The sequence below is a fragment of the Mucilaginibacter sp. SG564 genome (assembly GCF_013149275.1).
Classification (GTDB): Bacteria; Bacteroidota; Bacteroidia; order Sphingobacteriales; family Sphingobacteriaceae; genus Mucilaginibacter.
Genome location: NZ_JABGNA010000006.1, coordinates 369,203 through 389,813, shown reverse-complemented (window position 1 = coordinate 389,813; position 20,611 = coordinate 369,203). Strand labels below are relative to the sequence as shown.

Sequence of the window (20,611 nt, the reverse complement as noted above, 5' to 3'; positions counted from 1 at the left end):
ACTATTGGTCTTTAAGTTTTTCAATCAGTTTCATAATGGCATCAGCCTCCTTCAGGTCTATTTTTTCCTTTTTTACAAAAAAGGATAACATCCGGTTCACCGAGTTATCAAAGTAGCCACTTAATAACTTATCGGCAGCAAAGTTCTGGTACTGATCTTTGCTTACTATGGGATGATACTGATGGCTTTTACCAAATGCCTCGTGCCCTACAAAACCTTTTGTTTCCAATATCCTGATAATGGTAGACACCGTATTATAAGCGGGTTTGGGTTCGGGCAGTTGATCGATCACATCTTTTACATACCCTTTTTCCAATTGCCATAATACCTGCATAATTTGTTCTTCGGCGCGCGTTAATTCTTTAATTTCCATAGTACATTGTGTAAATTTTCTTGATGCATTAACCAACACTGCATCAAATTATCCAATTGGTTAATCTAAGTTAGATACTATAAACGAAAATAACAACTAAAGTTTTAGTTTTTATTTTTCATCAGAGTAAATTGTTTTTTTAAGGTGATGAAGCTATCATGAGTCGTTTTATACATTCCGGTTGCAGAGCTTTAGCTCATGATGGTTTTATCCGCTTTATTGTGCATCTTCGTTAGTAATTTCATACCTATTATAAATGAATATAACTTTTCATGGCGCCGCCCGTAACGTTACCGGTAGCAAGCACCTGATCCGGCTTAAGGACGAAACATCCATTTTATTGGATTGCGGTATGTTCCAGGGTATGGGTGAGCATTCTGAAGACCTTAATGAACATTTTGGATTCAACCCTAAAAAGGTCGATTACCTGATACTCTCACATGCGCATATTGATCATTGTGGGCTGATCCCACGCCTGGTAGCCGAAGGTTTTGATGGCCCCATCTTTTGTACATCGGCAACAATGGATCTGGCCAGGATACTGTTGCTTGATTCGGCTCATATACAAATGCAGGATGTAGCCTATAGTAATAAGCACCGTGCCCGGAAAGGTCAGCCGCTATTAGAGCCGTTGTATACAGATGAGCAGGCGATGGCAGCCCTGCGTTTGTTTAAAATTGTAGAGTATCATGAAGAGTACGAAATAACTCCTCGGGTAAAACTCACCTTTACGGATGCCGGGCATATTTTGGGCAGTGCCGCAGTTCATTTATCTATACTGGAAGATGGCAAGATCACTCATATTACCTTTAGCGGCGATGTTGGCCGTTATGACGATTTGCTGTTGAATGACCCGGAAACATTTGAACAGGCCGATTATATTTTGCTGGAATCTACCTATGGCGACTCGCTTCATAAAGAACAGGGGCCGATTGAAGATGCTTTACTGGATATTATCAGACAAACCTGCGAGATCAAAAAAGGGAAAGTGATCATTCCGGCATTTAGTGTTGGTCGTACCCAGGAATTATTGTATGCCTTAAATGCACTGGAACTACGAGGTGTGTTACCCGATGTAAATTATTATGTAGATAGCCCGCTATCACAAAAAGCAACCGAGGTGCTTATGAACCACCCCGAAGTATATAACAAGGGTGTTAAGGAAGTTCTGAAAGTAGATGCCAATCCTTTTGGGTTTAAGGGCCTACGGTTTGTACAATCGACCGAAGAATCAAAAGCATTGAATAACGACCAGCGCCCCTGTGTTATCATCTCCTCATCGGGCATGGCCGAGGCTGGCCGGGTAAAACACCACATTAAAAACAATATCAATAGCTATAAAAACACTATCTTGATGGTAGGCTACTGCGAACCGAACTCCCTGGGCGGACACTTACTCAATGGCGACCATGAAGTACATATTTACGGTGAATTATATGAGGTAAAAGCCGAGGTAAGGTCGATCAAATCTATGAGCGCCCACGGCGATTATGACGACCTGCTCCATTTTCTGGCTTGCCAGGACGCCGAAAAAGTTAAAAAGATATTTCTGGTACATGGCGAGTATGAAGTGCAGCAGCACTTTAGTACCAAACTAAAAGAGGCGGGATTTAAGAATGTTGAGATCCCTTACCAGCACTTGAAAGTAGAACTGGAATAGTGCAAATAATCCAAATTGTAATTCTGAGCGGAGCGAAGAATCTATCCGCTACCAGATCATGGGGAAGATTAGATTCTTCGCTCCGCTCAGAATGACAAAATTTATATTTTAATTAGCTGGCTGCACTTTCGGCAATACTTTTCTCGGTATCATTTCGGTACGCTCCGAAGTGTTATATACAAAAGACGCAACAATAGTAGCAGCTTGTTTCAGATCGTCTTCGATCAACCTGTCATAAGTATCCTGGTTGCTGTGGTGCGTACGTGAACCATAGTCAATAGCATCCTGGATGAACTGAAATCCGGGAATACCTACGGCATCAAACGAAAGGTGATCCGTTCCACCGGTGTTTCGGATAGTTAGGGTTGTAGCACCAAGGTCTTTAAAAGGCTCAAGCCAGGTTTTAAATATTGGCCCGGCTGCTGAGTCGCCCTGCAGGTAGATGCCCCGTATTTTTCCCGTACCATTGTCCAGGTTATAGTAAGCCGATAATTTGGCCTGTTCTGGTTTCAATTGCATCGTTTTAGGATCGCCAAAGTGGTTCAGTACATATCCGCGTGAACCAAACAAACCTTGTTCTTCCGAGCTCCACAATGCTATGCGTATAGTTCGCTTTGGTTTAAAATTGATGGCTTTTAAAATACGCATAGTTTCCATCATTACCGCGCTGCCTGCCGCGTTATCTGTAGCGCCGGTAGCTGCATGCCATGAATCCAGGTGACCACCTATCATGACCACTTGTTCTTTTAATTTTTTATCGGTACCCGGAATTTCGGCTACCACATCATAACCCTGCAGGTCGTCGGTTAAAAACTGGGTTTTGATATCAGCTTCCAGCTCAACTTTCTGACCTGCCTTTGCCAGGCGTAAAATACGCTGATAATCTTCACTGCTGGTTTCCAGCTCGGGTGATACAGCTTTCGCGGTATCGGCATATGACGCGCCATTGGTGGTAAATACGGTACCATCGGTGCCACGCGCCTGGCTTAGTATCAGCGCGGCTTTCTGGTCATGTATAAATGTTCTTAAAGTAGTCTGGAACGCTCGTAGCTTACGCATAGCGGCAAATTGCGCCGAGTTGGCATCGGGTTGCCTGCGCCCGGCGGCTGGCTGCGCGGTAGCATTGGCCATTTCGGCAAGCTCCTCATCGGTATAACGGGCGGCATCTACTTTAAAGCTGCGTTCAACAAGCGGCTTGGTATCAAATATAACCACCTTGCCCTGTAGCTTACCTTTATATTGATCTAACTCGGCAGCCGAATCGGCTTTTACCACTACCACATCTCCTTTGATCAAACCGCCGGTACCCGGTGTCCAGGCTTTAGGAATGGCGATAATGGCGTGATAGTAAGGCAAAGTAATAGCGGCATAGTTTTTTTGAACTTCCCAGCCTTTACCAAATTTGCCCCAGGCCTCCAGCTTGGCGTTGGCCAGGCCCCACGTTTTCAATTGATTAACAGCCCAATTTTGAGCGCGGCGCAAACCCGGCGAATTAGCCAGACGCGGGCCCGAAACATCTGTGAGATAAAACGCGGTCTCCATTACTTTGGAGTGGTTTAAACCTTCCTCGCGGATCTTCTGAACAATGGCCGGATCAACGGTTTCCTGTGCGAATACAGGTAAGGTAATGCCTGCAGAAATGAGGCATGAAAAAAGTAGTTTTAATTTCATGAATAATAAATTATGTGATCAGTCAATAACAAATCTATTTATTAATCATCAGAAAATGCAGCAATCCGCTCTTAACAAATTTGTTACAAGCAATAGCCAGAGTACAGTTTTCAAAATAATGTCTGGGAAGGCGGGCTATTTTATTAAAAAAGTGGGTTTACATGGTTTACACTTTTCAGGGCTTGCATTTTTATATTTAATTTAAAATCAAATAATTAACTTCAATTTACTGCCAAATATTAGGTTTTTATGTAAACCCACTTTTGGCGTCTGAAACGAGCCTTGAGACGCCCAAAGTTCGGCAATTGGCTACCCCGAACAGATTTGGATATATTTGATCATATTTGAGTTATACCTTAAACTCATACCAAGATTTCCATGAACTTAAAGTTATTCCTGCTGTTAATATTTTCCTCCGTTGGGATTTGCCCTGTTTTTGCTCAATCTAAAACCCCATCATCTGTAACTATTGGCAAAATACCGGAAGCAAGATTTTCATTCACTAAAAACTGGGGCTATAAATGGAATATAATAAAACATAATGACGGGAAATTTGAAAACATAGATGGGAAGCAAATACTACCGGGTGATACTGCCCACCTCTATTATACAGCCAACTGTCAAACAAATGTTCAGGGTGGCTATAGCTTAAATTACTGTAACGCTACAAAAAAGGAAGGAATAATAACGTTGATCTTTACGGGCGGACAACCCGCATATGGCAGCGAGTATAAAGTATCATTGAAGAATAATCAAATATATCTTGATCCCGATATTGTTTATGAAGATGTTATTGAAAATGCTTCCCTAACCTATAAAATCACCAAAAGCAAACTGATCTTCAATCAAAAAAATTATAAAACAGCGAAGGCTCTCAGCGGCTATATTAATATAGAATTTCAGGAGATCGCATCTTTACCCAAAAGAAAACCGGTGATCCTTCAGTACCATTTGCGTGGATACTTTAAGACACCGGTAAAATCCGAATAATTAAACTATGATTTAGCTGCTATTTAATTGATCAGCAGCTTATATCCTCTGCCATGTACGTTGATGATCTCCACACTCGGATCGTCTTTTAAATACTTGCGTATTTTGCTTAAAAACACATCCATACTACGGCCGTTAAAGTAATTATCATCATGCCAGATGTTCAGCAAAGCTTCTTCGCGGGTAAGTACTTCATTTTTACGCATGCACAGCAAGCGAAGGAGTTCACCTTCCTTGGTTGATAATTTTTGGTGGTGATCGCCAATGGTGATCGTTTGCAGGGTAAAATCAAATGTATACTTGCCAATTTTAAATGAGGTTTGCTTTTCTTCCTCCTTCTTCTCCGTATTCTCGGTTCTCTTCAGCATGGCGTTAATACGCAGCAGAAGTTCCTCAATACGGAAGGGTTTGGTAATATAATCATCACCACCCAGGTTAAACGCCTGCATTTTATCCTCAATCATGCCTTTGGCTGTCGCGAAAATAATGGGTACATGCGGGTTTATCTTCCTGATCTCCTTACCCAGTGTAAAGCCATCTTTTTTAGGCATCATCACATCCAATATCAGCAGGTCATATACCTGTTTGGTAAAGGCGCGCAGGCCTTCTTCGCCATCTTTACACAAAACAACATCAAATTTGCCTTTTAACTGCAGATAATCCTGTAGTAACAGACCCAGATTGTTATCATCTTCAACCAGTAGTATTTTTTTCATTTGCTTTTTTTAGTCCGGATTTTGATAAGTCGGAAAATCCGGAAGATTATTTTTTATTTAAAACCCAAGCCTTAGATTCGACATGTTTTTGCTTTTCCGACTTATCGGATTTCTCTACACACTTATACCAACGCAAATTTAAGTTCAAACTCAGAGCCTTTATCCTTTTCAGATTTTACACTGATGGTGCCGTTCAATCTTTTTACAATAGTATTCACATAGCTTAAGCCTAAGCCAAAACCCTTCACATCATGCAAATTTCCGGTAGGGATGCGATAAAACTGCTCAAATATCTTTGTTTGCTGATCACGGCTCATACCTATGCCTTTATCGGCAACCTGGATAAGTACCTGCCCGTTTTTAACCAATGTGGTTATAGTGATATCGGGCGTGTCTGCACTATATTTTATAGCATTGTCAATCAGGTTATACAGCACGTTTGAAAAATGCAGTTCATCAGCTATGATGGTTGTATTTTCATCTGTAAGATCAAGCGAGGTTTTGGCATTACACTTATGCAGTTTAAGGGCCATGCTATCCAATACCACCGTTACCATATCATTCACATCCAGGGGCTTTTTATCCAGCTTAAAATCGTTCTTTTCAATACGCGCTATATTAAGTACCCGTTCAATGTGGCTACCCAGGCGGGCGTTTTCTTCAAAAATAATATTGGCCAAACGAGACACCCTGCTTTTATCTTCAGAGATCTCCGCATCCTTTAAAGCCTCACTGGCTATCATGATGGTGGATACCGGGGTTTTAAATTCGTGGGTCATATTATTGATAAAGTCGATCTTCATTTCCGAAACTTTTTTCTGTTTAAGTATCGAGAAGATGGTGTAACCAAAGCAAAATATCAGTACCACTAATAGTCCGGCGGTAGTACCCATGGTAGCCGTCATGTTGCGCAATATCAATGAATTTTTTTGCGGAAAAGTAAGTCTGATCTTGCCCGGATCGTTGATCACATCTTTACTAAAAATGGGCGTTTGATAAGTGTTGGCGGCAATAAAAACCGGCTTGTTACCATCATTATCTGTAGCACTCGAAAATATGAGCGAATCGTTGCTGGCGGTTAGCACTTCATAGCTAAAAGGCAAAGGGATGCCTTTATTATGCAGTTCAAAGCGCAGCAGTGAATCTATCCAGAAAGGATTTACACGTTTATTTAAGGGCTCGCCTGTTTTTCGGTATTCTTCGGCAAGGTTCTCGATAACAGTAGTTTTACCGCTGTTGATATTTTGCAGCGAATCTGTTTCCAGCATTTTCTTGATCTGGGCAACCTGGCGTTCCTTTTGCTTACGGATCTGTTCACGTTGCCATAAAGGATTGATACGGGGTAACGAGATCAGCTGTTTTCCAAACTGCGGATCGATATATACATATCTCAGGGTATCATATTTATGCAGTTTTCTGGCGCGCACAGCTCCGCTGATGCGGGTACGTACTATTTGAGGGGTAAAACGGCCATGAACCACGCCAAATTCATCTGTATATTCCTCTACCTTTACCTGAAAATCTACCGTACCTTCCTGCTGCAACAGATTGGCCAGTTCATCATCCATTTTGTTGTGCATGATCATCCGCTCCAAACTATCGCGCAAAAGAGCGATCTTTTTTTCGCGCAGGCTCTGTTTTTTTCTTTTAGGCAGATACAGTTTATTGGCATCGCTTTTTACCACCCGTATCCCGGTATTGTCGCTGCTGGCATTGGCAACATTTTTTTGGGCTTTGTTATTTAAAAAGTTAAGCGCATCCTGTTTGCTCACTTTTGACACCACATTGTTAAGCGCCTCATTTACCGAGCGATCAAACAATTCTGATTGCATCTGGTATGATTGCCGCAAAAAGTATAATTGCATGGCCATTACACCCAGCAGTGCAAAACCCATTAACCCAATTATTAAACCGATGCTTCTTTTCTTCATTTGTTAACAAGCAAAATTATTTTAAAATAACCGTACCACAGCCCCTTTTAACAAATTTTAACAATTAGCTGCCGGCAATAACCTTTTGACCTATAACATTTTGGCTATCATTGATTCATAAACAAACCATATTATACAATATACAAAAATGCAATGAGAAGTGCATACTGGCCGATGGGTGTAGCGCAAATAACAAAACAAAAAAGCCCCTTAAAAGGGGCCTTTCAAAATTGACAATATCTTATCGCACAGCGAAATTAGAACGGCAGATCATCATCATCGGCTGATGAAGCGATATCTGGCGATGGTGCAGCGTACTCTGGTGTTGTGGCACTGCCGGCACCTGCCGCCAATGCATTAACACGCCATAATTGTAATGAATTGAAATAGCTTTTTTTACCTGTTTTGTCAGTCCACGGGCGACCTTTCAGGTTAAAGAATACTTCCACATCGTCACCTACTTTAACAGCGTCAAGCAGGGCGCAACGGTCCTGTATAGCTTCAAACTTTAAATATTCAGGATATTGAGGGTTCTCAATATATTCAAGTATTAGTTCGCGTTTTTTAAGTGATTCAGTAACCTGCACTGTTGGCGACACTTCATATACCTTACCTTTAACTTCCATAATAATCTTCTCAAAAAAATTTAAAATGTAAAGTTAATAGATAAGAAATTAAAATAGGGTGTTTTTAATTTATAAATTCGCAAAATAAATATGCAAGTTTTCCACACCGAGAGTAAAATCGTCATTACATGCAATAAAAGGCTGTCGCCTTATCTGCAGCAGGAAGTTGAGTCCCTGGGTTTTACACCAACCCGTGTTTTTCAGACCGGCGTTGAGCTTAAAGGTACCATAACCGATACCATCGCCCTTAATCTTAACCTGCGCTGCGCCAGCCAGGTACTTTATCTGCTCAAAAGCTTTAAAGCCGATGATCCGGCACAGCTTTACAATGAGTTGGTGACCATTGAGTGGGAAAAACTGATTGATTTTGCCGGCTATTTCTCGGTATCATCAAACGTAAATAACGAACACATCCTTACCCCGCTGTTTGCCAACGTAAAAGTTAAGGACGCCATCGCCGACAGGATAAAATCCATCAAAGGCATACGCCCCAACTCGGGCGCCGAAGCCAATAAAACACTGATACACCTGTACTGGCAGGATAGCGACGCCGATATTTTTATTGATACATCGGGCGAAACACTGGCCAAGCATAGCTATCGCAAAATACCGGGCAAAGCGCCTATGCTGGAAGCTTTGGCTGCATCAACCGTAATGGCTACCCGCTGGGACAGGAAAAGCACTTTTATTAACCCCATGTGCGGATCCGGCACACTGGCTATTGAAGCGGCCCTGCTGGCAACCGATAAATGCCCGGGCCTGTTCAGGATGAACTATGGTTTTATGCATATTTTAGGATATGACGAAACCGTATTTTTTACCGAACGCCGTAAATTAAAGGATAAGGCAAAAAAGGAAACCGGTTTTAAGATCATCGCGACAGATCTATCTGCCGATGCGGTGGACATTGCCCAAAAAAACGCGAAAACCGCGGGTGTAGACCATTTGATAGATTTTAGCGTTTGTGATTTTGCAGACACCGAAGTACCCGAGGATGCCGGCATCGTGATGTTTAACCCCGAATACGGCGAGCGCCTGGGTACACATTCCAAACTGGAGGCTACTTATGCACGCATGGGCGATTTCATGAAAAAGAAATGCCTGGGTTACCGGGGTTATATTTTTACGGGCAATCCCGATCTGGCTAAAAAGATCGGTCTTCGCCCATCGCGCAGAATTGAATTTTACAATGGCAAACTGGATTGCCGCTTACTGGAATATGAGCTGTATGAAGGCAGCAAAAGAGAACCAAAAGAAGTATAAATGAAAAAGATCATATTATTATCGGCTGCTATTTTACTATCAGCTTATTGCCACGCACAAACCGAACTGGCATTTCCGTTTCAGGGCGGAGGTGCCGTAATGACCCGTTTTTTCAGAGACAGCCTGAAAGTAACACCAGAGATCATCAGCAAGAAAGCAACCGGCACTGCCGTATTTAAATTTACAGCTGATGAAAAGGGCACCATCAAAAAAATAATTGTTTATTATGCCGATGATTACGTGCTCACCCTGCCTATTATTGAGGCACTTAAAAAATCAAACCATAAATGGGTGATTCCTGATCGTGAAAAATTGCACGATTTTATTATCCCCTTCTCTATCAGTTTTAATCCGCCGGCTATGGCCAGTAACGCTACTATCAAGGAAGCTTATAGGTTTTACAGTCAGCGTAAACCCATTATATCCTACAACCAGGTGCCTTTGGAGTATGCCACCCTGTTACCAACGGTTGTTGTAAGCTACGATTTACCAGAATAATAAGTATAGAATAATATATAATAACAAAAAAAGCCCGTGATTATTGAGTTGATCATGGGCTTTTTTCTTGTTATTATATAAAATATTTTTTTCGTCTTTTGTTTAAGTATCAAGACAATACACATTCATCAGTTAAAAAAATTCAATTAAAAATAAAAAATAAAAATCCATACGCGTATTAGTTTCGTTAGTTATTAGATAACCAATCTATTACGTGAATGAAAGAGATGCTGAATTTCAAAATAAAGGCTATTGCAGCCAATATCAGGCATACCAGAGAAAGCCTGAACTATACGCAGGAATATCTTGCGGCAAAATTGAGTATATCGCAAAACGCTTATAGCAAAATTGAACTGGGCTATACTAAAATAACGGTGGAGCGCCTTTTTCAAATAGCCGCTATATTGGGCTCAGATGTTCATGAACTGATCGAGACCGAAAAAGTAGTAGCCGCTTGAGAAGCTGAAAGCCGAGGGCAGAAAGCCTAAAGCTTAATGAAGCAACACACGGTTATAAACTATTAAGTTAAAGCTTTTAGCTTTCTACCCTCGGCTTTAAGCTTTTTAGTATTTTTGGCCGATGGAACACAGTGAACTGATCAACTCGACCGTAGACTTTGTACGCGAAACACTCAAAAATGCCGAAGGCGGCCATGACTGGTGGCACATACAACGCGTTTGGACTAATGCCAAACTAATAGCGCAAACCGAACATGCCGATCTGCTCACGGTTGAACTGGCAGCCTTATTACATGATATTGCCGATAGTAAATTCCATAATGGCGATGAAGAGATAGGTCCGCGTACGGCTGGCAATTACTTACAAAGCATGCATGTGGATGCAGCTGTGATTGAGCATGTACAGCAAATCATTCGGCACATGTCGTTCAAATCAAGTTTTGATAAACCAACATTTCACTCATCTGAACTGGCCATTGTACAAGATGCCGACCGTCTTGACGCCATTGGCGCCATTGGCATTGCCCGGGCTTTTACCTACGGTGGCTTTAAAGGCAGGGAACTGTACAATCCCGAGATCAAACCTAACCTGAACATGAGCAAAGAGGAGTATAAAAACACCACAGCTCCCACCATCAACCATTTTTATGAAAAGCTGCTATTGCTGAAAGATAAGATGAACACCGCCACCGGTAAAAAACTGGCGCAACAACGCCATGATTTCATGGAAGCCTATTTAAATCAATTTTATAATGAATGCGGAATGATAAACTAAATAAAGTTTAGTTTATTTGCGCAAAATTTGAGGTTGATGAAACCATCATGAGCTAAAGGCTCATAAACCGGAGTGGGTAAAACGACTCATGGATAGCTTCATCATCTTAAAAAACGATTTACGCTGATGAAAAAAACGATACTGCTAACTGCTCTCCTGCTGAAAATTACCTTATTTGCATTTGCACAGGATACCCTGAAACAACAGCGTTTTAATCTCCATTTCCAGCAAACTATCATTACCCAATACAAGCCATCATTTGGCGCCGACTATACCGGGGCCAACAGTTTGCTTACCAAATCAGAAACACAAAGCTCCATCACCACCACCCTTTTTGGCGCGGCCCGCTTATGGAAAGGGGCGCAGGCTTTTTTTAATCCGGAACTATCCGGCGGATCGGGCCTGAGCAAAACCCTGGGTGCAGCGGGTTTTCCTAACGGCGAAACTTTTAGGGTAGGCGCTACAGAGCCTAAAATATATATCGCCCGTTTGTATTTTACCCAGAATTTTGAGTGGGGCAAAGAAAAAGACACGCTAACCGATGATAACAACCAATTGGCCGGACTGAAAAGCAAACGCTATTTTTCCGTTACCGTTGGTAAATTTGGCATGGCCGATTTTTATGACGGCAACGAATTTAGCCATGACCCACGTTCACAATTCATGAATTGGGCTTTAATGGATAACGGCGCCTGGGATTATCCGGCTAATACACGGGGTTATGTTTTGGGTAGTCATTTTGAACTTGGACAACCCAACTGGACACTGCGTTTTGCCTTCACTATGTCGACAACTTCGGCTAATGGCGCTATCTGGGATGCTAAAATAGGCAAAGCCAATACCCAAACACTGGAATATGAGCATCGTCATACTATAAATGGCAACAAAGGCACCGTACGGATATTAGGCTTCCGGAACAATGGCAAAATGGGTATTTATAGCGAAGCGCTAGCCAAAAACCCGGTAAACCCGGTAGTGGACACCAACCTTACCTACGGCAAGCATAAATATGGCTTTGGCATCAGTGCCGACCAATACCTGAGTAAAGACTTTGGCGTGTTTGCCAAAGTAAGCTATAACGATGGTAAAACCGAAACCTGGTATTTTACCGAGATCGACCGTTCATTAAGTTTTGGGGGCGTACTCAAAGGTACTTCCTGGAAACGTAGTGATGATGAGTTGGCTTTAGCTTTTGTAGCAAACGGACTTTCGGCCCCACACCGCGATTACCTGGCTGCCGGAGGATACGGTTTTATCATTGGCGATGGCAAACTGAACTATGGCCACGAGATGATAGCAGAATTATACTATAAGCTAAATGCCTATCAAAAGAAAGTCTGGCTTACGCCCGATTACCAGTTTATCCTAAATCCGGCCTACAATAAAGACCGTGGCCCGGTAAACGTACTATCGTTAAGGGTTCACGTAGAGTTTTAATATCTATCCAAATATCGCCAGCCCCCCAAAATAAAGCAGCATGCAGGCCGAGCTCAAAAAATTCATGCGCATGGCGTTTTTATAATCCGCGTTTTTGGTTGATTGGCCAACTTTGTAAAACCAGTAGTTAAAAAATAAAAATATAGGTAGGGCGCATAGCAGAAAGAAGTAAAAATTCAGCATCATGCCTTGCATCCGCCAGTAATAAAAGGATAGCGCTATCCCCAGGGCAAACAATACTCCCGAAAAAATAAACGAACCTTTATAGCCCAGCAAAAGGCTGATCGTCCGATCGCCGCGACGGCTATCTTCGGCATGCTGATAGATCTGGGTAAGTGGGTATGATGCCCCGATAAGGCAGGAGCATATGGCCCCGGCAACCGTAAAACCCATATCCCAATGCCTGAACAGGCTTAATCCGCTTAAAGCCGAATAAGTGGTGTAATAAATAAACGCTCCCTGGAAAAAGAAAACCGTTAAAAAACTGATGATCGGATATTTTTTCAACCGTGTAGCCGAGTGGCTGTACAATTTCGACATAATGCCGTAAAGCAATACTGCGAAAGCAAATTCCCAGCTGATCAGAAAACCCAGTAAAAAGGCAACTACCTCCAGCAATATCGAAAAATAATACAGGCTGATATCTACCTCAGGCGGTTTGGCCAGCAGGGCAATACTTTCTTCATCGCGGTCAAAATAACTGTTATAGCCGTTACTGGCCGGGAAGGCCAGTAAATGCCAGATAAAAAAAACTAAAACTCCTGATCCGACATGAACGTCATGTGCCTGGCTAAACGCAAACAGGTACACCGGGAGCAAAAAAACAGAAAACACAAAACGCAGATGCGCCCATGCCGAGCGGGTAGGTATTAACTGTTTCAGGTTCATTTATCAGGCCGTTATGTTAAATATTATTTAAACCATGAAGGCAACCCTTCATAACCTCATTAACGTAATAATAGTAAACATGGTTGCCTTGCAATTACGAATGTAAAAATTGGTGCCTTATAAAATGTTATGTTTGAAAGTACGTTCGTAATTCATGATGAAAAAAATTTGTATCGCAGCCATTTTAGCTTTTTTAGTGACAAACAGCTTTGCACAGGTAAAAACAACGATCACCAAATCGGCCATTAGCTTTAAGATTAAAAATATGGGTATCAGTTGTTCGGGTGTTTTTAGCGGCCTGCAGGCTGATGTAGCGTTTAAACCTGCCGACCTTACCGGCAGCAGCATCACAGCTACTGTTGAAACAGCCACAATTAATACCGATAACGATATGCGTGATACTCACCTCAAAAGCGCTGATTATTTTGATATAGCCACTTATCCAAAGATCACGCTAAAGTCGGTATCATTTAAACATAAAAGCGGAGACAACTATACCGGTAGTTTTAACGTAACTATAAAAGACAAGACAAAATTGATAGAGGTGCCTTTTACTTATACTGAAAAAGGTAATGCCGCGGTATTTAACGGTAACTTTAAAATAAACCGCAGGGATTTTGGCTTAGGCAGTAGCAGTATGGTGCTGGCAGATGAGGCCACGGTTACGGTAAATGTGGAAAGTAGTATCAAGTAGCTAGTATCAAGTATCATGACCGAAGCTGTTTTTCAAGTAGAATTATCAAAAATCTTGATACTTGATACTAATTACTAAATACTAAAAAAATATATAGATGGATAGTTGCATCAGTGCCATTGGGATAGCAAATCCCAATAATCGAATAGCTCAGAATGACATTTACCATTTTATGGTGAATGCTTTTGGCTTGGACGCAACCAACGCCGCCCGGTTGAAAAGTATTTATGATCATTCCGGCATTGATCATCGCTACTCGGTGATCCCTGATTTTGGCGCGGGCGATCCGTCCCAATACACTTTCTTTCAACAATCGGCAGATCTGGAACCTTTCCCTGGTACTAAAGAACGGTTGAACCTTTACGAGAAAGAAGCTATCGCCATTGCAGTTAAGGCTGTACAGAATTGCCTTGCCGGTTTTGATGAGGACATTCTACCACAGATCACTCACCTCATCACCGTTAGCTGTACGGGCATGCATGCGCCGGGTATTGACATTGAGCTGGTGGAAAAACTACCCCTTAACCGCGATACCGAGCGAACATGCATCAATTTTATGGGATGCTATGGCGCCATCAACGCGCTCAAAGTATCCGACTATATTTGCCGGGCTAATCCCGAAGCCAAAGTACTCATAGTAAGTATTGAGCTGTGCACCCTCCACTTTCAAAAAGTTAATACGCTTGATAACTGGGTGGCTAACTCCCTGTTCAGCGATGGCGCAGCGGCTGTTCTAGTGGAGAATACTGCCAATCGCTCGGGTAAAGGAACTTATTTTTCTTTAAAGAATTTTTATACCGAATTTGTGACCGAGGCCCGCGACGATATGGGCTGGCACGTGGGCGATACCGGTTTCGAGATGATACTCACGTCCAAAGTATCCAAGCAGATCAAAAAACATATTGGTGCCCTGATGGAACGCTTTCTGCATAAAGTAAAAATGGGAGCAGAGCAGATCACCGCTTATGCCGTGCACCCGGGTGGCCGTAAGATATTGGAAGCCGTCGAAATTGCATTGGAACTTCCCGAAGAAAGCAATGCCTTTGCTTACCAAACCCTGCAGGAGTATGGCAATATGTCATCAGCCACCATATTATTTGTGCTGCAAAAAATGCTTGCTGCGCAAAATTTGAAGGAACAAAAGATCATGAGCTTTGCTTTTGGACCTGGTTTAACTGTAGAGGGTATGATACTCGAAATGCATTAAACCATGAGCGATGTAATCATAGTAGGTGGCGGTTTGGCTGGTTTATTCAATGCCATTTTACTCAATCGGGCTGGTCTTAAAGTTACCGTGATCGAAAAAAAAACGTATCCCACACACCGGGTATGCGGCGAATATATCTCCAACGAAGTAATCCCCTTTCTGAGCGCTTTAGATATCGACCTGGAACCACTACAAGTGGCCCGCATCAATCGTTTGGAAGTAACCGCGGTATCCGGCACCAAACTTTCACAAAAATTAGATCTGGGTGGTTTTGGCCTAAGCCGTTACACTTTTGATAACCTGTTGTACCACAAGGCCATGACCGAAGGTGTAAAACTGATGCCCGGCACGCGGGTTGAAGATATCCGTTTTTTTAATGAACGCTTTGAGGTAGTTACACCCGGCAATATCCTGACCGCCCCATTGGTGATCGGTTCTTTTGGTAAACGATCCAATCTTGATCAAAAACTAAAACGTCCTTTTTTTTATAAACGCAGTCCGTACCTGGCCGTGAAGTTTCACGTGCGGATGGATTTTCCGGATGACCTTATCCAGCTCAACAATTATAAGGATGGCTATTGCGGCGTAAGTAAAACCGATGGCGACCGTTACTGCATGTGTTATATGGCCCACCGGGATGATCTTCGTAAACACGGCACATTGGAAGGTCTTGAGCAGAACGTGATCCGCAAAAACCCCTACCTGGATGATATTTTTAGTAATGCTGAGTTTTTGCTGGACAAGCCCGAGGTGATCAATGAGATATCCTTCGAAAAAAAGGCCCCGGTTGAAGATCATATCCTGATGAGCGGTGATACTGCCGGGATGATCGCCCCGCTTTGCGGCAACGGCATGACCATGGCTATCCATTCGGCCAAGATCCTGTCCGAAAAGATCATCGCCCATTATCAACCCACAAAATTTACTGCCGATAAACGCGCGGCGCTCGAAGCTGATTATACCCATAGCTGGAACAAAGAATTTGCCCGGCGCCTTTGGGTTGGCCGGCAATTACAGCGCTTGTTTGGCAATAATAACACTACCGCGCTTACTTTAAATATACTGAAGGGTCTGCCAGCGGTATCAAGGTTTTTGATCAGTCAAACCCATGGCAAACCTTTCGCCTAAGGCAAACGTATTCACTATATGCCCAATCTAACCATACGCTCCACCGATGCCGAAATAATGGACGATTTTGATCTGCCCGCCAGTGAGATCGATCCTGTTTTAGCGGGCCTGGGGCAGGTAAACTCTCTCCTGGGTGGGCATAAAAACATCATAAAAGCATTAAAGAATTTCCCCATTCATACCGGCTATTCCGTCAGCGACTGGGGTTGTGGTGGCGGCGATGCTTTAATTGCCATTGCCAAATGGGGCGCTAAAAACAATTTAAAATTAAATTTAACCGGTATCGATGCCGCGCCAACCGCAGTTAACTTTGCCCGCCGGGAATCAGTCGCGTTTTCAAATATTGATTATGTGCAGGCCGATGTCATCACGGATACAGACCTCATTCCAACCTGTGATATCGTTATCAGCAGCCTGTTTACGCACCATTTTGATGATGAACGATGGGTAAGACTTATTAAAAACATGCAGGCATCAGCCCGCAAAGGCATCATCATTACCGATCTTCACCGGCATTGGGTCTTGTACTATGCCATCATCGTGATAACCCATGTTTTTACCCGGAGCAAAATGGCCCGTAACGATGGGCCGCTTTCTGTAAAACGCGCCTTCAAAAAAGCCGAATTGGTTAACTTATTGAAAAATGCAGGAATTGATAACTATAATTTAACATGGCATTGGCCATTCCGCTGGCAGTTAATCATCTACAAATCGTAACTTTACGATATGAATTTGCGTGTACTGGTTTTAATAACCGCCCTGGGCGTGGCAATTACGCTATCTGCCGTTAACTTTTATTTTCAGCACAAGTGGTACGATGTTATGGTAACCTTCCTGGCTACCCTTATTACCAGCTATGTGGTTTTCTATTACCTCATCGAAAAATACATCTATTCGCGCATCAAACTCATCTACAAACTCATCCACAACTTAAAGCTGGGTCGCGATTTGCGTGATGCCCTTGGCGAGCATGTAAGCGCCAACCCTATTAACGATGTAGAATCGGAAGTAAAAGAATGGGCTAAACAAAAAAAGATCGAGATTGACGAACTGCGCAAGCAGGAAAAATTCCGCCGTGATTTTCTTTCCAATATATCGCACGAGTTCAAAACACCGCTTTTTGCCATACAAGGTTATATCGAGGCTCTGCAGGATGATGATTTTGAAGACCGTGAAATGGCCCGTCAGTTCCTGGAAAAAGCTTCAAAAAATGTGGATCGCCTGAGCTACCTGATCAAGGATCTGGATGAGATCTCCAAACTGGAATCGGGCGAGATACCCATCAATTACAGCAAATTCAAGATCAATGATCTCATCAAAGAGGTTTTTGAATCACTGGAGATCAAAGGCAAGCAATACCATATTAAATTAATATTTAAACAAAAATACGATGAAGGCATCCTGGTATACGCCGACCGCGAAAAAATACGCCAGGTACTGGTTAATCTGATAGACAATTCATTTAAGTATGGCAAAGAAGAAGGCAATACCTCGGTAAGCCTTTTTGTACTGCATGACCAAGTGCTGGTTGAGGTAACCGATGATGGTATAGGCATTGAAGAAAAGTTCCTGCCGCGCTTATTTGAGCGTTTTTACCGTACTGATAGCAGCCGTTCAAGGCAGATTGGCGGCTCAGGTTTAGGACTGGCTATTGTAAAACACATTATCGAAGCACACCAGCAAACCATCAATGTACGCAGTACCGAAGGCCTCGGTTCGACCTTTGGCTTTACCCTGCAAATTGCCAAACAAGCCTTACATTTACCCAATATACCCGTGTTGAAAAGTTAACATTAACTTAACATAGCAAACGTACCTTTATCCCAATTTAAAGCATTATGTCACTTAACAGCATATTCCAATACTTTGTACCCAAGGACAAGAAGATATTTTTTCCCTTATTTGAGCAGGCGGCAAGCAATGTAGTTACCATGGCTACCGTATTGGTTGAGGCTGTTAACTCTAACAATGCGGCCACACAGGAAGATCTTTATAAACAGATAGATAAGCTGGAAAACAAAGGCGATGAGCTTACCCACCAGATATACCTGGAACTGGGTAAAAACTTTATCACCCCATTTGATCGCGAAGATATACACGCGCTGGCTACAGCCATTGATGATGTGGCCGATTATATCCACGGAGCAGCCAACCGCATGAGTCTTTACAAGATCGATGACTTTAATGAGCATATCCGCAAACTATCCGACCTGATATTACAGGCCAGCATCGACCTTGAAAAAGCCGTGAAAGAACTGAAAGACCTCAGGAACGTACGTAACATAGCCGATTCCTGCATCAGGATAAATAGTGTGGAAAACCAGGCCGACTACGTGTTTGACCGTGCCGTGGCCGATTTGTTCCTGTATGAAAAAGACGCTATCCGCCTCATCAAATACAAAGAAATACTGGCCGCACTTGAAACCGCTACAGATATGTGCGAAGACGCTGCCAACGTTATGGAATCAATTTTAGTTAAAAACGCTTAAGCATACTTAATCATCACTAAATGGTTACCTCCCTACTTGTTGTTGTTGTTGTTCTTGCCCTTCTGTTTGACTATACCAATGGTTTTCATGACGCTGCAAACTCCATCGCCACTATCGTATCTACCAAAGTACTGACGCCTTTCCAAGCGGTGCTGATGGCTGCGGTATTTAATTTCGCGGCTTACTTTTTTATCAAAGATCATAAGGTAGCCAATACCGTTTCAAAAATTGTTTTGGAACAGTTTGTGACCATTCATGTAATACTTGCAGGCTTAATTGCCGCTATATCCTGGAATCTGATCACCTGGTGGTTCGGTATACCGTCTAGCTCATCGCATACGCTTATAGGCGGCTTTGCAGGCGCGGGTATGGCCAATGCCATTTATATGCACGTTAACCCGTTAAATGCGGTTGAAATGCATTACGTTTTAACTATTATAGCCTACATTGTACTGGCCCCTTTTATTGGTTTGGCCATTGCTTATGTGATCACTATTTTAATATTACACATCTGTAAAAGAGCCAGGCCTGCTGCTGCAGAGCGTTGGTTTAAAAGATTACAGCTGGTATCTGCCGCCGCGCTAAGTTTTGCACATGGTGGTAATGATGCTCAAAAAGTAATGGGTATTTTATACGTAACCCTGATCACCTCCGGTGTGATCAAATCCGGAGCGCCGATGCCCGAGTGGATCCCGCTGGCCTGCTATACCGCTATTGCCGCCGGAACCATGTCTGGTGGCTGGAAAATTGTAAAAACCATGGGTTCCAAAATCACCAAGGTAACTCCCTTAGAAGGCGTAAGCGCCGAAACTGCCGGTGCAGTTACCCTGTTTATCACAGAAAGATTTGGTATCCCAGTTTCAACTACGCATACTATCACAGGTTCTATCATAGGTGTTGGTTTAACAAAACGGGTTTCGGCCGTACGCTGGGGGGTTACTATCAACCTGGTTTGGGCCTGGATCATTACCATCCCTATATCAGCGCTTATTGCCGGTGGGGTATTTGCACTGATACACCTGATAGGATAATCTTTTTCACGCCTGCATTTTTTTACTAAATTTAAATCAATTATGAGAGCAAAGTTTTTAGTAATTACAGGGATGCTGGCGTTTATAACAGTGGCCAGCGTTGATACCCTGAATCAAACAGCACAGGCGGCCGTACAACCCGTACAAACCACGCCAAGTAATTCCGAAATCAATAGCGGCCTTAAGCAGGCACTTGAAGTAGCTACAGGTAAAAGCTCAGATCAGCTATCGGCGGTTAACGGCTTTTTTGGCAATGCCGCGGTTAAAATACTTTTCCCGCCGGAAGCTCAAAAAGCCGAAAAAACCTTACGCAGCCTGGGTATGGGTAAATTGTGTGACAATGTGATATTATCACTCAACCGTGCTGCCGAAGATGCCGCTAAACAAGCTAAACCCATTTTTGTAGATGCCATTAAAAAAATGACACTGCAGGATGTAACCAATATTTTATTGGGTAACCAGGATGCTGCAACACAGTATTTCCAACGCACCACCACCCCACAGTTAACGGCCAAGTTTAAACCGGTGATACAAACCAGCCTGGACAAGGTAAATGCCACCAAGTACTATGCCGATGCTGCCAAGGCCTACAACAAAGTTCCTTTTGTAAAAAAAATGAACCCGGATATCAGCGATTATACTACCCAAAAAGCTATCTCGGGATTGTTTATTGAAATAGCTAAGGAAGAGCTGAATATTCGCTCTAACTTAGGTGCTCGCACCACGCCTCTATTACAAAAGATATTTTCTTTTGCTGATAAGAATAAGAAGTAAAA

At 42.7% G+C, this 20,611-nt stretch carries 21 protein-coding genes; 15 read left to right on the top strand and 6 right to left on the bottom strand.

What is annotated here, in order from left to right:
- Position 1: 1 nt before the first annotated feature.
- Positions 2-373 carry a BlaI/MecI/CopY family transcriptional regulator gene (locus FHW89_RS16175; protein WP_076371720.1) on the bottom strand — a complete coding sequence of 124 codons (372 nt, stop codon included), beginning with the start codon at positions 371-373 and terminating at the stop codon, positions 2-4.
- Between the two features lie 256 nt (positions 374-629).
- On the opposite strand from FHW89_RS16175, the gene FHW89_RS16170 reads away from it, so the two are divergent.
- On the top strand, positions 630-2,033 hold the full coding sequence (locus FHW89_RS16170) for an MBL fold metallo-hydrolase RNA specificity domain-containing protein (protein WP_172336091.1): 1,404 nt from the start codon (positions 630-632) through the stop codon (positions 2,031-2,033).
- 108 nt (positions 2,034-2,141) lie between these two features.
- Here FHW89_RS16170 and FHW89_RS16165 read toward each other — a convergent pair whose 3' ends face one another.
- Positions 2,142-3,704: a M20/M25/M40 family metallo-hydrolase gene (locus FHW89_RS16165; protein WP_172336090.1), complete on the bottom strand. Its 1,563-nt coding sequence runs from the start codon at positions 3,702-3,704 to the stop codon at positions 2,142-2,144.
- A 378-nt stretch (positions 3,705-4,082) separates the two neighbouring features.
- On the opposite strand from FHW89_RS16165, the gene FHW89_RS16160 reads away from it, so the two are divergent.
- Positions 4,083-4,694, top strand: coding sequence for a hypothetical protein (locus FHW89_RS16160; RefSeq protein ID WP_172336089.1), 612 nt, complete (start codon positions 4,083-4,085; stop codon positions 4,692-4,694).
- A 23-nt stretch (positions 4,695-4,717) separates the two neighbouring features.
- Here FHW89_RS16160 and FHW89_RS16155 read toward each other — a convergent pair whose 3' ends face one another.
- The 3 genes from FHW89_RS16155 to FHW89_RS16145 all read right to left on the bottom strand — a co-directional run bounded on the left by FHW89_RS16155 (position 4,718) and on the right by FHW89_RS16145 (position 7,967).
- Positions 4,718-5,410 carry a response regulator transcription factor gene (locus FHW89_RS16155; RefSeq protein ID WP_172336088.1) on the bottom strand — a complete coding sequence of 231 codons (693 nt, stop codon included), beginning with the start codon at positions 5,408-5,410 and terminating at the stop codon, positions 4,718-4,720.
- A gap of 122 nt (positions 5,411-5,532) precedes the next feature.
- Positions 5,533-7,341: a sensor histidine kinase KdpD gene (locus FHW89_RS16150; protein WP_172336087.1), complete on the bottom strand. Its 1,809-nt coding sequence runs from the start codon at positions 7,339-7,341 to the stop codon at positions 5,533-5,535.
- Between the two features lie 257 nt (positions 7,342-7,598).
- Complete coding sequence (locus FHW89_RS16145; RefSeq protein ID WP_166092703.1) at positions 7,599-7,967, bottom strand: DUF3127 domain-containing protein; 369 nt, start codon at positions 7,965-7,967, stop codon at positions 7,599-7,601.
- A gap of 90 nt (positions 7,968-8,057) precedes the next feature.
- Here FHW89_RS16145 and FHW89_RS16140 point away from each other — a divergent pair, with 90 nt between their 5' ends.
- The 5 genes from FHW89_RS16140 to FHW89_RS16120 all read left to right on the top strand — a co-directional run bounded on the left by FHW89_RS16140 (position 8,058) and on the right by FHW89_RS16120 (position 12,398).
- On the top strand, positions 8,058-9,230 hold the full coding sequence (locus FHW89_RS16140) for a class I SAM-dependent RNA methyltransferase (protein ID WP_172336086.1): 1,173 nt from the start codon (positions 8,058-8,060) through the stop codon (positions 9,228-9,230).
- Complete coding sequence (locus FHW89_RS16135; protein ID WP_172336085.1) at positions 9,231-9,728, top strand: hypothetical protein; 498 nt, start codon at positions 9,231-9,233, stop codon at positions 9,726-9,728.
- A gap of 218 nt (positions 9,729-9,946) precedes the next feature.
- Positions 9,947-10,186 (top strand): helix-turn-helix domain-containing protein, encoded by a 240-nt coding sequence (locus tag FHW89_RS16130; RefSeq protein ID WP_172336084.1) that lies wholly within the window; start codon positions 9,947-9,949, stop codon positions 10,184-10,186.
- A 121-nt stretch (positions 10,187-10,307) separates the two neighbouring features.
- Positions 10,308-10,961, top strand: coding sequence for an HD domain-containing protein (locus FHW89_RS16125; RefSeq protein WP_172336083.1), 654 nt, complete (start codon positions 10,308-10,310; stop codon positions 10,959-10,961).
- 126 nt (positions 10,962-11,087) lie between these two features.
- Positions 11,088-12,398: a carbohydrate porin gene (locus tag FHW89_RS16120; protein ID WP_172336082.1), complete on the top strand. Its 1,311-nt coding sequence runs from the start codon at positions 11,088-11,090 to the stop codon at positions 12,396-12,398.
- Positions 12,399-12,401: 3 nt separating this feature from the next.
- Here the strand turns inward: FHW89_RS16120 and FHW89_RS16115 are convergent, their stop codons facing one another.
- Entirely contained in the window at positions 12,402-13,286 is an 885-nt protein-coding gene (locus tag FHW89_RS16115) for a UbiA family prenyltransferase (RefSeq protein WP_172336081.1), read from the bottom strand.
- Between the two features lie 154 nt (positions 13,287-13,440).
- Between FHW89_RS16115 and FHW89_RS16110 the strand changes: the two genes are divergently transcribed.
- The 8 genes from FHW89_RS16110 (at position 13,441) to FHW89_RS16075 (ending at position 20,609) form a co-directional block, all read left to right on the top strand.
- On the top strand, positions 13,441-13,980 hold the full coding sequence (locus FHW89_RS16110; protein WP_172336080.1) for a YceI family protein: 540 nt from the start codon (positions 13,441-13,443) through the stop codon (positions 13,978-13,980).
- A 97-nt stretch (positions 13,981-14,077) separates the two neighbouring features.
- Positions 14,078-15,187, top strand: coding sequence for a type III polyketide synthase (locus tag FHW89_RS16105; protein WP_172336079.1), 1,110 nt, complete (start codon positions 14,078-14,080; stop codon positions 15,185-15,187).
- Between the two features lie 3 nt (positions 15,188-15,190).
- A complete protein-coding gene (locus FHW89_RS16100) occupies positions 15,191-16,315 on the top strand; it encodes an NAD(P)/FAD-dependent oxidoreductase (protein WP_172336078.1) in 1,125 nt (374 codons plus the stop codon).
- A gap of 18 nt (positions 16,316-16,333) precedes the next feature.
- Entirely contained in the window at positions 16,334-17,032 is a 699-nt protein-coding gene (locus FHW89_RS16095; RefSeq protein WP_172336077.1) for a methyltransferase domain-containing protein, read from the top strand.
- Positions 17,033-17,041: 9 nt separating this feature from the next.
- Entirely contained in the window at positions 17,042-18,106 is a 1,065-nt protein-coding gene (locus FHW89_RS16090; RefSeq protein ID WP_172336076.1) for a cell wall metabolism sensor histidine kinase WalK, read from the top strand.
- A gap of 47 nt (positions 18,107-18,153) precedes the next feature.
- Positions 18,154-18,804 (top strand): DUF47 domain-containing protein, encoded by a 651-nt coding sequence (locus FHW89_RS16085; RefSeq protein WP_172336075.1) that lies wholly within the window; start codon positions 18,154-18,156, stop codon positions 18,802-18,804.
- A gap of 20 nt (positions 18,805-18,824) precedes the next feature.
- Entirely contained in the window at positions 18,825-19,835 is a 1,011-nt protein-coding gene (locus FHW89_RS16080) for an inorganic phosphate transporter (RefSeq protein WP_172336074.1), read from the top strand.
- A gap of 42 nt (positions 19,836-19,877) precedes the next feature.
- A complete protein-coding gene (locus FHW89_RS16075) occupies positions 19,878-20,609 on the top strand; it encodes a DUF4197 domain-containing protein (RefSeq protein WP_172336073.1) in 732 nt (243 codons plus the stop codon).
- The last annotated feature ends 2 nt before the right edge of the window (positions 20,610-20,611 follow it).

Bases quoted from the DNA above. Each gene is read 5' to 3' on its own strand.
- FHW89_RS16175 (WP_076371720.1), bottom strand. From the start codon at position 373: ATGGAAATTAAAGAATTAACGCGCGCCGAAGAACAAATTATGCAGGTA.
- FHW89_RS16170 (WP_172336091.1), top strand. From the start codon at position 630: ATGAATATAACTTTTCATGGCGCCGCCCGTAACGTTACCGGTAGCAAG.
- FHW89_RS16165 (WP_172336090.1), bottom strand. From the start codon at position 3,704: ATGAAATTAAAACTACTTTTTTCATGCCTCATTTCTGCAGGCATTACC.
- FHW89_RS16160 (WP_172336089.1), top strand. From the start codon at position 4,083: ATGAACTTAAAGTTATTCCTGCTGTTAATATTTTCCTCCGTTGGGATT.
- FHW89_RS16155 (WP_172336088.1), bottom strand. From the start codon at position 5,410: ATGAAAAAAATACTACTGGTTGAAGATGATAACAATCTGGGTCTGTTA.
- FHW89_RS16150 (WP_172336087.1), bottom strand. From the start codon at position 7,341: ATGAAGAAAAGAAGCATCGGTTTAATAATTGGGTTAATGGGTTTTGCA.
- FHW89_RS16145 (WP_166092703.1), bottom strand. From the start codon at position 7,967: ATGGAAGTTAAAGGTAAGGTATATGAAGTGTCGCCAACAGTGCAGGTT.
- FHW89_RS16140 (WP_172336086.1), top strand. From the start codon at position 8,058: ATGCAAGTTTTCCACACCGAGAGTAAAATCGTCATTACATGCAATAAA.
- FHW89_RS16135 (WP_172336085.1), top strand. From the start codon at position 9,231: ATGAAAAAGATCATATTATTATCGGCTGCTATTTTACTATCAGCTTAT.
- FHW89_RS16130 (WP_172336084.1), top strand. From the start codon at position 9,947: ATGAAAGAGATGCTGAATTTCAAAATAAAGGCTATTGCAGCCAATATC.
- FHW89_RS16125 (WP_172336083.1), top strand. From the start codon at position 10,308: ATGGAACACAGTGAACTGATCAACTCGACCGTAGACTTTGTACGCGAA.
- FHW89_RS16120 (WP_172336082.1), top strand. From the start codon at position 11,088: ATGAAAAAAACGATACTGCTAACTGCTCTCCTGCTGAAAATTACCTTA.
- FHW89_RS16115 (WP_172336081.1), bottom strand. From the start codon at position 13,286: ATGAACCTGAAACAGTTAATACCTACCCGCTCGGCATGGGCGCATCTG.
- FHW89_RS16110 (WP_172336080.1), top strand. From the start codon at position 13,441: ATGATGAAAAAAATTTGTATCGCAGCCATTTTAGCTTTTTTAGTGACA.
- FHW89_RS16105 (WP_172336079.1), top strand. From the start codon at position 14,078: ATGGATAGTTGCATCAGTGCCATTGGGATAGCAAATCCCAATAATCGA.
- FHW89_RS16100 (WP_172336078.1), top strand. From the start codon at position 15,191: ATGAGCGATGTAATCATAGTAGGTGGCGGTTTGGCTGGTTTATTCAAT.
- FHW89_RS16095 (WP_172336077.1), top strand. From the start codon at position 16,334: ATGCCCAATCTAACCATACGCTCCACCGATGCCGAAATAATGGACGAT.
- FHW89_RS16090 (WP_172336076.1), top strand. From the start codon at position 17,042: ATGAATTTGCGTGTACTGGTTTTAATAACCGCCCTGGGCGTGGCAATT.
- FHW89_RS16085 (WP_172336075.1), top strand. From the start codon at position 18,154: ATGTCACTTAACAGCATATTCCAATACTTTGTACCCAAGGACAAGAAG.
- FHW89_RS16080 (WP_172336074.1), top strand. From the start codon at position 18,825: ATGGTTACCTCCCTACTTGTTGTTGTTGTTGTTCTTGCCCTTCTGTTT.
- FHW89_RS16075 (WP_172336073.1), top strand. From the start codon at position 19,878: ATGAGAGCAAAGTTTTTAGTAATTACAGGGATGCTGGCGTTTATAACA.